Origin of the sequence: Rhodococcus sp. MH15, assembly GCF_019266045.1 — a bacterium.
Taxonomy (GTDB): Bacteria; Actinomycetota; Actinomycetes; order Mycobacteriales; family Mycobacteriaceae; genus Rhodococcus_F; species Rhodococcus_F qingshengii.
Map to the genome: position 1 here is coordinate 75,166 of NZ_LPNP01000085.1, position 11,795 is coordinate 86,960.

Sequence of the window (11,795 nt, forward strand, 5' to 3'; positions counted from 1 at the left end):
GGTGGTTGTGGTCGTCGGAGTTGTTGTTGTCGTGGTCGGCGTTGTCGTGGTGGTTGTCGGCTCGGTCGTGGTTGTCGTCGGCCGAGTCGTCGTTGTTGTCGGCTCGGTGGTCGTCGTTGTCGGCCGAGTCGTCGTCGTGGTGGGCTTGGTCGTCGTCGTGGTCGGCAATGTCGTGGACGTGACGACGGGCGGCGTCGGGTCGCTCGGACCGTCGGTTGCGATCCAGACTCCGCCGATGATCAACGCCAACAAGATCAATCCGCCGCCGGCCCACGCCACGGCCTTCTGCCCACTGGTCAGTCCGCCGGCTGCCGCGTCGTCCGCAGCAGCGGCGCCCGTCACCGGACCCGCGTACGTCGGCGGCATGACCTGCGTGGCACCCGTTGCCGGCAACGCGCTCGCGGCACCGGTGGCGAGCAGACCGGGCGGCGGTGGACGCCTTCCTGCCCGAACGGCTGCAACGGCGTCGGCGAACTCGCCGCCACTGGCGTAGCGGCCGGCCGGATCCTTGGTCAACGTGATGTCGATGAGCTCGCGGATGTTCGGCGGCAGGTCGGCCGGCATCGGAGCCGGGGTTTCCTGCACGTGCTTCATCGCGACGGTCAGCGCGCCGTCACCGGTGAACGGGCGTCGACCCGAAAGTGCTTCGTATCCGACGATTCCCAGCGAGTACACGTCACTCGCCGCGGTCGCGTCCTGACCGAGAGCCTGCTCGGGCGCGATGTACTGGGCGGTGCCCATCACCATTCCCGTGCGCGTGACAGGAGAGTTCTCGACGGCCTTGGCGATGCCGAAGTCCGTGATCTTCACCTGGCCAGTAGGCGTGATGAGGATATTGCCCGGCTTCACGTCGCGGTGCACGACACCGGCGTCGTGTGCGACCTGCAGGGCGCGGCCGGTCTGCTCGAGCATGTCGAGGGCATGCGGAACCGCCAGGCGGCCGACGCGTGCCAGGACAGCGTTGAGCGGTTCACCGTTGACGAGTTCCATCACCAGGTACGCCGTGGAATCACCCGAGCTGTCGCGGGTCTCGCCGTAGTCGTAGATTCCGGCGATACCGGGATGGTTGAGCTGTGCGGTGGTGCGGGCCTCGAAGCGGAAGCGCTCCAAGAACTCCGGATCGGAAGAGAACTCGGACTTGAGTACCTTGACGGCGACGCGACGGTTGAGCCGGGAGTCGGTGGCTTCCCACACCTGACCCATCCCACCGGTGGCGATGAGACGGATCAATCGGTAACGATCGGCGATCAAAGCGCCGTTGTTCAACGCCACGGTTCAGCCCCCTTGGATTCCGGCTGCGATGACTGCACGACCGATCGGCGCAGCAACCGAGCCACCGGTAGCGGCAAGTCCGCGGTCACCACCGTTCTCGACGATGACGGCCACGGCGACCGTCGGATTCTGCGCCGGTGCAAAAGCGATGTACCAGGCGTGCGGCGGAGTTTCCCGCGGATTCACGCCGTGCTCGGCGGTACCGGTCTTGGACGCGATCTGAACGCCGGGGATCTTGCCGTCGCCGCCGGTGAAGTTCTCCGAGCCGATCATCAGATCGGTCAGCGTTGCCGCAACTGCCGGCGAGATCGCCTGACCCATCGACACCGGTGACGGCGTACTGAGATCGGTCAGATCCGGTGCCTGCAACTGGGAGATCAGGTTGGGCTGCATCCGCACACCACCGTTGGCGACGGTAGCGGCGATCACTGCATTCTCGAGCGGGGTCACCGCGACGTCGCGCTGGCCGATACTGGTCTGGCCGAGAGCCGCGTCGTCGGAGATGTCGCCGACGGTGCTGTCCGCAACCGGCAGCGGGATCGCGGGAGTGTTGGGTCCGATGCCGAAGGCGCTGGCCTCGTCCTTGATGGCGTCGGCGCCGTCCTTGATGCCCAGTTCGACGAAGGCGGTGTTGCACGAGCGCGCGAACGCGTCGCGCAACGACGCCGTCGGGTTGGGTCCGCACGTGCTGCCGTTGTAGTTCTCGAGGGTCGTGCTGGTGCCGGGCAGCGTGATCTGCGGAGCCGCGGTCAGCTGGTCGTCCGGTGTCGCACCGTTGCCAAGAGCTGCGGCCGTGGTGAGCACCTTGAACGTCGAGCCGGGCGGGTAGGTCTGCGAGATAGCGCGGTTGACCAACGGATCGTTGGGATCGGCATTGAGCTCGTCCCACGCCTTCGTGGTTTCGGCGCCGTCGTGGCTGGCAAGCAGGTTCGGGTCGTAGCTCGGAGTGCTGACCATCGTCAGGATGCGTCCGGTGCTCGGCTCGATGGCGACGACGGAACCGGTGTAGCCCTTGCTGGTCAGCTGGTCGTACGCCACCTGCTGCATCGCCGGATTGAGCGTCGTGACGACGTTGCCGCCGCGCGGATCGCGTCCGGACACCAGGTCGAAGAAGCGCTGACTGAACAGCCGGTTGTCCGAGCCGTTGAGAATCGGATCCTCGGTGCGCTCGAGGCCGGCGCTGCCGTACTGCATCGAGTAGAAGCCCGTGACCGGTGCGTACGGGTACGGATTCGGATACTCGCGCAGGTACTTGTACCGGTCGTCGGTGGCGCGGGAGGCGGCAAGCACCTGACCGGAAGCCGAGATCTGACCTCGCTGGCGTGAGTACTCGTCGAGCAGCACCCGCGAGTTGCGCGGGTCGGCTCGCAGGTCGTCAGCTTTGATGACCTGTACGTACGTGGCGTTGGCGAGGAGCGCGACGACCATCACCATGACGGCCATCGCGACGCGGCGCAGTGGAGTGTTCATACGCGCGGCATCATCTCGGTATTGGCGTCAGCGATTGGGGGCGGACCTTTCTTCTTCGTCACTACCGGCGCACGAGCCGCGTCCGAGATCCGGACGAGGATGGCCAGCAGTAGATAATTCGCGAGCAGCGACGAGCCGCCGTACGACATGAACGGTGTTGTCAGACCCGTCAGCGGGATCAGTTTGGTGACGCCGCCGACGACGACGAAGATCTGGATCGCGATCGTGAACGACAGACCGGCGGCGAGCAGCTTGCCGAAGCTGTCGCGCACTGCCAACGCCGTACGCAGGCCGCGCACGATGAGAAGCAGGAACAGCATCAGCACAGCGGCCAGGCCGATCAGGCCGAGCTCTTCGCCGATGGTCGCGATGATGAAGTCCGTCTTCGCGAACGGCACCTGGTTGGGGCGGCCGCTGCCCAGACCTGTTCCGGCGATACCACCGGTGGCCAGGCCGAACAGCGATTGCGAGATCTGATAACCGGTGTTGGCGTAGTCGCCGAGCGGGTCCAGCCAGGTGTCGACGCGCACGCGCACGTGTCCGAACATCTTGTAGGCGAAGAAGAATCCGATGGCGAGCAGTCCGCCGCCGATCACCAGCCAGCCCACACGCTCGGTCGCGATGTAGAGCATCACCAGCACGGTGCTGAAGAGCAGCAACGACGTACCGAGGTCGGTTTCGAAGACGAGAACGCCCACCGAGACGATCCAGGCGAGCAGGATCGGACCGAGGTCTCGGGCCCGCGGAAAGTCCATGCCCAGGAAGTGTTTACCGGCCGAGGTGAACAGGTCGCGCTTGGCGACGAGCACCGACGCGAAGAAGATGATGAGCAGGATCTTCGCGAACTCACCTGGCTGAATGCTGAATCCGGGCAGGCGAATCCAGATCTTCGCGCCGTTCACGCTCGAGAACTTCGCCGGCAGGATCGCGGGAATCGCCAGGAACACCAGGCCCGCCAGGCCGAGGGTGTAGCTGAACCGCGCCATCAGGCGGTAGTCCTTCAAGAACACGAGCAGCAGCACAAAACCGGTGATCGCCAATGCAGTCCACATGACCTGCTGGTTCGCATCCGGAGACGGTGCCTCGACGCCGTTGTAGAGCGCTGTCTGTTCGTCGGCGAGGTCGAGCCGGTGGATGAGCACCAACCCCAGGCCGTTGAGCAGGGCGACGATCGGGAGCAGCAGCGGATCGGCGTACGGCGCATACCGCCGAATTGCCAAGTGCGCGATCAGGAACAAGCCCGTGTACGCAAGCGCGTACTTGGCCAGATCGAGAGTGATCTTCTGTTCCTGGCTCGCCTCGACGAGCAGAAGCGAGACCGTCGTGATGATGACGGCGAAGCCCAGGAGCAGCAGCTCCATGTTTCGACGGGTCGACTGGACCGGCGCCGGGGCAAAACCTCCGGGCGGACTCGGAAAAGCCGTCCCCGCAGCTGCGTTGGACGACATCAGTTGACCGTCCTGCAAGTCTGACCGGGAACTTCGGTCGGCGTCGGCGTAGTCGTGGGTGCCGCCGTCGTCGGCGCAGCAGGCTCCCCGGGCGGTGCGGGGGGCGGCGTGGTCTCCGGTGCCGGCGGGGGAGTGGGCGTGGCCGTCGTCGTCGGAACCGGCTCACAACGAGGCAGCAGATCGCCGCCGATGAGACGGATCATCTGGCTCTGCGCATCCTCACGCTTGCCTGACGGCAGCCCGGCGCGCACCTGCTCCTGCGCAGACGGCTGCAGATCGGTGACCTCGAGGATGTTGCAGTTGCTGGGAATCGCGTCGGGGGAGACGAGGGTCAGGACGTCGTCGTCGCCGACGCAACCCACCAGATCCGCGTCTTGCAGCGAGTAGCCGAGCACCGAACCAGGGATGCCGCGCAGCACCGTCACGCGGCCGTTGTCTTCGCCGACGTAGTAGTTGTTGCGGATGACGGCGCGGCCGATCACTGCGCCGACACCGACCAGCGCGATCAGCACCACGGCCAGGACCACCCACCACAACCGGTTCCGCTTCTTCTTCGGTTCCGGTTCGGGTTGGGAGACAACTCGCTTGGGCGTCGCGCGCGGCGGACGCATGGCAGCGGCGCGGCCGGCAGCGGTGTTGGGGGGAGGGGCGTCCTCTTCCTCTTCCGTCGACGCGGCGCCCGCGACGATGGGATGCGACTGGCCGTAGTCGAGGTCGATGACATCGGCGACGACGACGGTGACGTTGTCGGGACCGCCGCTGCGCAGCGCCAATTCGATGAGGCGATCGGCGCACTGCTCCTGCGAGCCCTCGCGCATCGTGTTCTCGATGGTCTCGTCGCTGACCACGTCGGAGAGGCCGTCGGAGCAGAGCAGGTAACGATCGCCGGCGCGGGCTTCGCGCACGGTGAGCGTCGGCTCGATCTCGTTGCCGGTCAACGCCCGCATGATCAGGGATCGCTGCGGGTGCGTGTGTGCCTGTTCGGCGGTGATCCTGCCCTCGTCGACCAACGACTGAACGAACGTGTCGTCGCGGGTGATCTGCGTCAGGTGGTCGTCGCGCAGCAGGTAGGCGCGCGAGTCGCCGATGTGCACGAGACCGAGCTTGCTGCCGGAGAAGAGGATCGCGGTGAGCGTGGTGCCCATGCCGTCGAGTTCGGGTTCTTCCTCGACGTGATCGGCGATGGAATCGTTGCCCTCGCGGGTGGCTGCCTCGAGCTTGCCGAGCAGATCCTCGCCGGGCTCGTCGTCGTCGAGATGCGCCAGGGCGGCAATCATCAACTGCGACGCGACCTCACCGGCCGCGTGTCCGCCCATACCGTCGGCCAAGGCCAGCAGGCGTGCACCGGCGTAGACGGAATCTTCGTTGTTGGAGCGCACGAGACCGCGGTCGCTGCGCGCCGCGTAGCGGAGAACAAGGGTCACGGGCGTAGCTCGATTACCGTCTTGCCGACGCGAACCGGGGTGCCCAGCGGCACGCGCACCGCAGTGGTGACCTTGGCGCGGTCCAGATAGGTGCCGTTGGTCGAACCGAGATCCTCGACGTACCAGTCGGCGCCGCGCTGCGAGAGCCGCGCATGGCGCGTCGACGCGTAATCGTCGGTGAGAACGAGCGTCGAATCATCGGCGCGGCCGATCATGACCGGCTGAGAACCCAGGGTGATGCGGGTACCGGCGAGGGCGCCCTGCGTGACCACCAGGTACCGAGGCACCTTCGCCTTGCCCAGCGAGGGCAGGACCTTTCCGGCGCGGGTGTACCGCGGCGGAACCCTGACCCCGGAGCCGGCATAGATGTCGGAGCGGAGAGTGCGGAGGACTGCCCAGACGAACAGCCACAGTAGGAGCAGGAAGCCCGCCCGTGTGAGTTGCAGAATCAGGCCCTGCACGGCTGTCCACCTCCTTCTATGGCTCGAGCCCCGCCGCAGCGGGGTTCGAGCATTGTCGACTGGCAGCATCATAGGGGGCTCTGGGCCCCGAAGATCACGATACTGACAGCCGCGTGACGGCGGCGCGCCGACGGACCGCCGAATGTTCGATTGTTATCGAAAAAATCCTGGCGTCCGTTTCTCAGCTCAGAGAATGCGAACCAGAATCTCCGAGTGACCTGCACGAATGATGTCGCCGTCTGCCAGCTGCCAGTCCTGGACCGGTGCTCCGTTGACGGTGGTGCCGTTCGTGGATCCCAAATCGGACAGCATCGCGGTGCGGCCGTCCCAACGGATGTCGATGTGGCGACGTGAGACGCCGGTGTCCGGGAGGCGGAACTGAGCTTCCTGGCCGCGGCCGATGACATTGCTGCCGTCGCGAAGCTGGAAGTGGCGTCCGCTGCCGTCCTCGAGCTGCAGGGTTGCCGTCAGGCTCTGGGCCGTCGGTGCGTAACCACCCTGCGGCTGGGCGTAACCCTGCTGCGGGTAGGCCTGCGTCTGCTCGAAGTTGCCGCCCTGCTCGTAGCCACCCTGCTCGTACGGCTGCTGTGTGTACGCCTGCTGGTCGTAGCCGCCCTGCTGGTAGCCCTGCTGGTCGTAGCCCGGCTGATCGTAGGACTGGCCGTTGTACGGCTGCTGGTAACCCTGCTGGTCGTAACCGCCCTGCTGGTAGCCCTGCTGGTCGTACCCACCCTGGTACGCCTGCTGGCCGTAGCCCTGCTGGTCGTACGGCTGCTGCTGGTAACCCTGCTGGTCGTAGCCGCCGCCCTGCTGGTCATAGCCCTGCTGGTCGTAACCGGCCTGCTCGTACGGCTGCTGCTGGTTCGGGTACGCCTGCTGGTCGTAGCCACCCTGCTGCTGGTTGTAGCCCTGCTGGTCGTCGCCCGTGCGGTAACCGTCGCCGCGGTCGTAACCGTTCTGGTACGGCGCTTCCTGGCCCTGCGGAGCGGCGTAACCGCCGTCGTCGTGGGAGTACCCGTTCCGTGCCGGCTGCTGCGGTTCGGGCTGGCGACCCGCCGGTTCGCGGCTTGGTTCGTAGCCTGAGTTCTGCGTCATGGGGCCGGCTCCTGGTTGTGACGGGACTGGATTGGAAACAGGGGGAACAATCGGTGCGGGTCGCTGAGGCGGCCGTTGTGGAGGCCGCGACGAAACCTGCGGAACATGCGACGGCGGGGATGCCTGCTCGGCGTCACCATCCGGGTCGACGGTTCCGCGGGTGCGGAACTGACCGGTGTGGAGCGTAGGCGAAGGCTCGAAGGTGACCGAGATGTCGCCGTACGTCTGCCAACCCTGATCGCGGATGAAATCCTGCAGGTGTCGGCTGAAAGCTTTTGTCGTCAGTTCGCGATCTGCTGCCAGCTCTTCGTGATCGGAGTTGTTGATGGTGATCACGTAGTTGTTGGGGGCGAGAAGGATTCCGCCGCCGAGGTGCTCGACGCGGTCACGTGCCTCCTGCTGGAGCGCCGCCTCTACTTCCTGCGGCACAACACCACCACCGAAGACCCGCGCGAATGCGTCGCCGACAGCTCCTTGGAGCTTTCGTTCGAAACGCTGCACGATGCCCATCGGGCCCTCCTCTCGCCTCGCATCTACGACAGCAAAATGCTCGGCAAGTAGCGCCGGCACCGCCTTGTCGCGTGTCGTCCAAACTGCTGTACAGGTTCCACGGTACTGTCAAATGACGCTTCGGCAGTACCTGGCCGCTGTTTCAGCATGGTATCGGTTCTGGGCTTTCGGGTGCTCGGTGTTCATCGATTCGTGCCCTGAGCTGCACGAATAGAACTTTCAAAGTTTGTCGTGATAATGTTTCGGCGTTGCTCGGGCGAGTGGCGGAATGGCAGACGCGCTGGCTTCAGGTGCCAGTGTCCTTCGGGACGTGGGGGTTCAAGTCCCCCTTCGCCCACCACAAGACGAGGCCCTAACTCCTTTGAGTTGGGGCCTCGTTTTTTTGTTGTCGGCTAACTGGCCGCAGCCTGAATGAAGCTCAGAACGAAGTCCAATGCGGTGCCCGCAAACGGGTCGCCGACTGGTTGAGGGGCCGCGGCGGGCGCAGTGATCTGAGGGGTCATCATCCCTGGCGGCAGTGTGCCGGGCGGGAGATTGATGATGGCGTTGATGTCGTAGATGGTGTTGCCGGGACCGTTGGTCACCGCGAAAGAGATACTGCCGAAGTCGACGACCGGAGTGTCGGCTGATGCAGTACCCACTGCACTGCCGAAGGTGATCGCGGCAGCGAGCGCGCCAACGCCGAGGGCGGCGGTGGTTCGGGACAAACGAGTAGGCGTTTCGAGTCCATTCACAGATGTGCTCCCTTTCGTGGTGACAGCATCCGTGCGTGGACGCCGAGCAGCCAGGAGATTGCAACTACTGCCGAGGAAGATAACGGACATTCACCCCATGGCGGAGTGGTTCGGCACGAAGTGCTTCGTCGTTCCCAGCAGTCAGAGACTTGGGACTTGCCCGGGTGACTGCCCAGGAGATTCTTGTCGTCTTGGTTGAACGTCTGTTGGCCGACGAACCCTCAGTAACGGGTAAAACGTGACGTTCTCGCTCGACGCTGACCCTTTTCGTATGTACGTATATCCGTAGATGCGGACATACACGGAAAGCTAAATGGGGGTCCCACAAGGAGGCAACCCGGCGAAGCTCCAGACCGGGAACCTTTGGAAGGAAAAACCCGATCATGAACGACTTTAGCCTCCGGGCTGCCCGTATCCAGCTAGGCGCATTGCTCGCCGCACTCGCACTCGCGATCGTCATTGCACTCGGCATCACCACCGGCGCATTCGTACTTTCCTTCGCCGTACAACGCGACCTTGCAAGGCAAGCGCTGATCCCCGAACACCTGACCTGGATTTTCCCGGCGATCGTCGACAGTGCAATCCTCGGCGCGACCATCGCCATCGCCATCGCCATCGTCATCATCAGCAAGCTCAACATGAACAAACGCGACAGAGGCTTCTACATAGCGCTTGCAGTCAGCGTTGTCGTGATCAGCATCCTCGGAAACGCGTACCACGCCTATCACGCAGCAATCGCCGCACGGCAGTTCATCGTCGGTGGGGGAGACCTCGGGTTCAGTCCCCTCGCGAGTACAGCACCGCCCTCGACGTCGAGGCTCAACTCCTGTGCTCGCTGCTCTGGGCGCCGGCTGAGAGCGCGAAACGTGCCGTCGCAGCTCTGACCAGCGCAGACTTCTACCGGCCCGTGAACGCGGCACTGTTCACCGCCATCGAGGAGCTAGTCACTTCCGGCAAACCGCACAACAGTGCCCATGTCTTCGCCACCTTGCAGCAGGAAGGACGCACCAGCGGGCACCTCGGGAAACAACTCACCAAAGCACTCACCGACATCAGCACCATCGGCGTCCCGTCCGCTGAACTCGAGCACAAGATTGCCGCAGTCCTCATCCAGGCCTACCGGCGCGGATTCCGCGAAGCAGCACGATCCCTCGCCCAAGCCGCCGAAGAACTCCCCGAAGACCAACTGTTCGAACACCTGCTCAGCATCGGCCGCGAACGCCGCGCAGCCTCCCAACGCCTCGCAGCCATCCGCGAAGGCCGCCCATGACTAACAAACCGAGAGTGTTGAAACACAGCATCTTCGGAGTCCTCGCGCTCGCCGTCGCAGCCCTGGACTTCACCATCGGCACCAAACACATGATCACCGCCGGAATCATCGCCCTCGCCGCCTCCGTCTACAGCTTCACCAAAGCCGCCAGCCTCCGAAAAGCCCCAAACGACAAAGGGAATCGACCATGACGACCGAAAAAGACACCAGCAAACCCGGCTGGAAAGCGCACACCGTCGTCGCGCTGATCAGCCTCGCCGTAGGCATCATCTTCCTCACCGGCGGAACAACCATTTCACTCATCGCCGGAACAAGCCTCCTCGGGCTTGCCGTCTACCACTACGTCGTAGCCCTACGCCTCCGCCGAGAACTCAAGACACCCGCCGAAGAGGAGGGTTGAACGTGAGCGACGACGAACACGATGCCTGGCAACTGCACCACCACGGAGCCAGCTGGGACGACATCGGCACCGAAATGGGATGCAGCCCCACCACCGCGCAAACCCTCGCAACCGCCTACGAGAAACGCACCGACAACGCCGCCGCACAAACCCAAAACACTCTGTTCTGAAAACCCGTCCGTAGGTCCGTGTCGGAGCTACCAGGCACAATCGCCGGAAACGACAGAAAGGAACGCCATGAACAACGAGATCACGAATGGCGGAATTGGCAGCGAACCCGATCGACGGACACTTCGACTTCGCGCACCTGCAAGCAATCCACCGACACCTACTCGGCGACCTGTACGAATGGGCCGGTGAAATCCGCACCATCGACACCGCGCCAGGCGATCTCGGCATCCTCCACGACCCACCCGCCGCCATCCCAGGCGAACTCGACCGAGTGTTCACCGACATCAACAGCGGCGTCTACGTCAACCACCACAGCCACGAAGCGTTCGTCCAGGACCTCGCCGGACACTGGGGAGATCTCACCAGTGTCCACCCGTTCGTCGACGGAAACTCCCGCACCCAAAGGGTTTTCTTCGACCAACTCGCACGCGACGTCGGATGGGCAATCGAATGGCGCGAACTCAGCGCCGACGCCGTCCAAGCCGCCCGCAACTTCGCCTACATCGACGGCGGAACCATCCTCGCCGACGTCCTACGACCCGCGATCAAACCTGTCACCGAAGTGCCCATGGACTCCATCGCCACCGCACCCCGCGAGAACGTCATGACGTTCCCCGAGCACTGGCAGGCGATGATCGAGCACCACGACACCATGCCCGAACAGACCTATACCTGGGCGAGCCAGATCAAACCCGAAGCACCACAACATGACCCACAGACGACCGAGATCCGGCCAGCCCCCAAGCCGGCCGCTCCGGAACCGGAACTAGCCGACCTCGACACCACCAAGTTTCACACCCACTGGAGCCCCGAGGTCGACCACCAACTCATGAACAGCCGCACCATCCCACAACACAGCAGCAGACCAGAAGGACCGAGACTGTGAGCATCATCGGATACGCCCGCGTCTCCACCCTCGAACAAAACCCCGAACTGCAAGAACACGCACTCCGCCAAGCCGGAGCGATCCGCATCTTCACCGACTACGAATCCGGCTCCAAAACGCAGCGCCCCCAGCTCACCGAATGCCTGAACTACCTACGTGACCACGACGGTGATGTCCTCGTCGTCTGGAAACTCGACAGGCTCGGACGATCCGTCCGCCACGTCATCGACACCGTTCACAACCTCGGTGAGCGCGGCATCGCATTCCGTTCCCTCACAGAAGGATTCGATACCACCACCGCAGGCGGCGAATTTCTCTTCCACATCATGGCAGCCCTTGCCCAAATGGAACGCCGCATGATCGTCGAACGTACCCACGCCGGCCTCGAAGCCGCCCGACGTCAAGGTCGACGCGGCGGCCGGCCGACTGTCATGACCCCGGAACGCACTGAACTCGCCCGTGCACTGCGCGAGCAAGGGAGGAGTCTTGACTCCATCGCTTCGACACTGGGCGTCGGTCGGTCCTCTGTCGGGACTGTAAGAACAACGGTGTAACTCTGAAAGGAGATACGCCACTATGACTGATGTGATTGATCGTGAGACAGAGACGAACTCGGCTCAGCCGGGTATCAGCGATGCGCGGCTCAAAGAGCTG

General features: G+C 64.2%; 13 protein-coding genes, 1 tRNA gene and 1 pseudogene. 8 read left to right on the forward strand and 7 right to left on the reverse strand.

Annotated elements, in window-relative coordinates; translation table 11 throughout:
* The 6 genes from ATN37_RS31965 to ATN37_RS31990 form a co-directional block, all read right to left on the reverse strand.
* Window positions 1-1,272, reverse strand: a 1,272-nt coding sequence (locus ATN37_RS31965; protein ID WP_308125249.1) for a protein kinase, incomplete at its 3' end; no start/stop codon positions are given.
* A gap of 3 nt (window positions 1,273-1,275) precedes the next feature.
* Window positions 1,276-2,742, reverse strand: a complete 1,467-nt coding sequence (locus tag ATN37_RS31970; protein WP_007735774.1) for a penicillin-binding protein 2 — start codon at window positions 2,740-2,742, stop codon at window positions 1,276-1,278.
* Window positions 2,739-4,190 carry an FtsW/RodA/SpoVE family cell cycle protein gene (locus ATN37_RS31975; protein ID WP_007735775.1) on the reverse strand — a complete coding sequence of 484 codons (1,452 nt, stop codon included), beginning with the start codon at window positions 4,188-4,190 and terminating at the stop codon, window positions 2,739-2,741. Before ATN37_RS31975 ends, ATN37_RS31970 begins: the two co-directional genes overlap by 4 nt.
* Window positions 4,190-5,614 carry a PP2C family serine/threonine-protein phosphatase gene (locus ATN37_RS31980; protein ID WP_054188724.1) on the reverse strand — a complete coding sequence of 475 codons (1,425 nt, stop codon included), beginning with the start codon at window positions 5,612-5,614 and terminating at the stop codon, window positions 4,190-4,192. The genes ATN37_RS31975 and ATN37_RS31980 overlap by 1 nt, the downstream gene beginning before the upstream one ends.
* Window positions 5,611-6,075, reverse strand: a complete 465-nt coding sequence (locus ATN37_RS31985) for an FHA domain-containing protein (protein ID WP_003943418.1) — start codon at window positions 6,073-6,075, stop codon at window positions 5,611-5,613. Before ATN37_RS31985 ends, ATN37_RS31980 begins: the two co-directional genes overlap by 4 nt.
* A 186-nt stretch (window positions 6,076-6,261) precedes the next feature.
* Window positions 6,262-7,680: a DUF3662 and FHA domain-containing protein gene (locus ATN37_RS31990; RefSeq protein ID WP_217018180.1), complete on the reverse strand. Its 1,419-nt coding sequence runs from the start codon at window positions 7,678-7,680 to the stop codon at window positions 6,262-6,264.
* Between the two features lie 254 nt (window positions 7,681-7,934).
* On the opposite strand from ATN37_RS31990, the gene ATN37_RS31995 reads away from it, so the two are divergent.
* Window positions 7,935-8,020: transfer RNA gene (locus ATN37_RS31995), tRNA-Leu, on the forward strand.
* 52 nt (window positions 8,021-8,072) lie between these two features.
* Here the strand turns inward: ATN37_RS31995 and ATN37_RS32000 are convergent.
* Entirely contained in the window at window positions 8,073-8,414 is a 342-nt protein-coding gene (locus ATN37_RS32000) for a hypothetical protein (protein ID WP_064688157.1), read from the reverse strand.
* A gap of 383 nt (window positions 8,415-8,797) precedes the next feature.
* Between ATN37_RS32000 and ATN37_RS32005 the strand changes: the two are divergent.
* The 7 genes and pseudogenes from ATN37_RS32005 to ATN37_RS32035 all read left to right on the forward strand — a co-directional run.
* Window positions 8,798-9,205: pseudogene (locus tag ATN37_RS32005) on the forward strand (DUF2637 domain-containing protein); the annotation flags it as partial.
* 44 nt (window positions 9,206-9,249) lie between these two features.
* Window positions 9,250-9,684, forward strand: coding sequence for a DnaB-like helicase N-terminal domain-containing protein (locus tag ATN37_RS32010; protein ID WP_232330067.1), 435 nt, complete (start codon window positions 9,250-9,252; stop codon window positions 9,682-9,684).
* A 14-nt stretch (window positions 9,685-9,698) separates the two neighbouring features.
* Window positions 9,699-9,875 carry a hypothetical protein gene (locus tag ATN37_RS32015; RefSeq protein WP_165638551.1) on the forward strand — a complete coding sequence of 59 codons (177 nt, stop codon included), beginning with the start codon at window positions 9,699-9,701 and terminating at the stop codon, window positions 9,873-9,875.
* Complete coding sequence (locus ATN37_RS32020; protein ID WP_054781723.1) at window positions 9,872-10,084, forward strand: hypothetical protein; 213 nt, start codon at window positions 9,872-9,874, stop codon at window positions 10,082-10,084. Before ATN37_RS32015 ends, ATN37_RS32020 begins: the two co-directional genes overlap by 4 nt.
* A 2-nt stretch (window positions 10,085-10,086) precedes the next feature.
* Complete coding sequence (locus ATN37_RS32025) at window positions 10,087-10,254, forward strand: hypothetical protein (protein WP_165638552.1); 168 nt, start codon at window positions 10,087-10,089, stop codon at window positions 10,252-10,254.
* Between the two features lie 86 nt (window positions 10,255-10,340).
* Complete coding sequence (locus ATN37_RS32030) at window positions 10,341-11,141, forward strand: Fic family protein (protein ID WP_058036950.1); 801 nt, start codon at window positions 10,341-10,343, stop codon at window positions 11,139-11,141.
* Window positions 11,138-11,695 carry a recombinase family protein gene (locus ATN37_RS32035; protein WP_218696103.1) on the forward strand — a complete coding sequence of 186 codons (558 nt, stop codon included), beginning with the start codon at window positions 11,138-11,140 and terminating at the stop codon, window positions 11,693-11,695. Before ATN37_RS32030 ends, ATN37_RS32035 begins: the two co-directional genes overlap by 4 nt.
* Window positions 11,696-11,795: the final 100 nt, after the last annotated feature.

What these genes read in the sequence shown, in the direction of transcription:
- ATN37_RS31970 (WP_007735774.1), bottom strand. Translation starts at nt 2,742, where the DNA reads ATGAACACTCCACTGCGCCGCGTCGCGATGGCCGTCATGGTGATGGTC.
- ATN37_RS31975 (WP_007735775.1), bottom strand. Translation starts at nt 4,190, where the DNA reads ATGTCGTCCAACGCAGCTGCGGGGACGGCTTTTCCGAGTCCGCCCGGA.
- ATN37_RS31990 (WP_217018180.1), bottom strand. Translation starts at nt 7,680, where the DNA reads ATGGGCATCGTGCAGCGTTTCGAACGAAAGCTCCAAGGAGCTGTCGGC.
- ATN37_RS32020 (WP_054781723.1), top strand. Translation starts at nt 9,872, where the DNA reads ATGACGACCGAAAAAGACACCAGCAAACCCGGCTGGAAAGCGCACACC.
- ATN37_RS32030 (WP_058036950.1), top strand. Translation starts at nt 10,341, where the DNA reads ATGGCGGAATTGGCAGCGAACCCGATCGACGGACACTTCGACTTCGCG.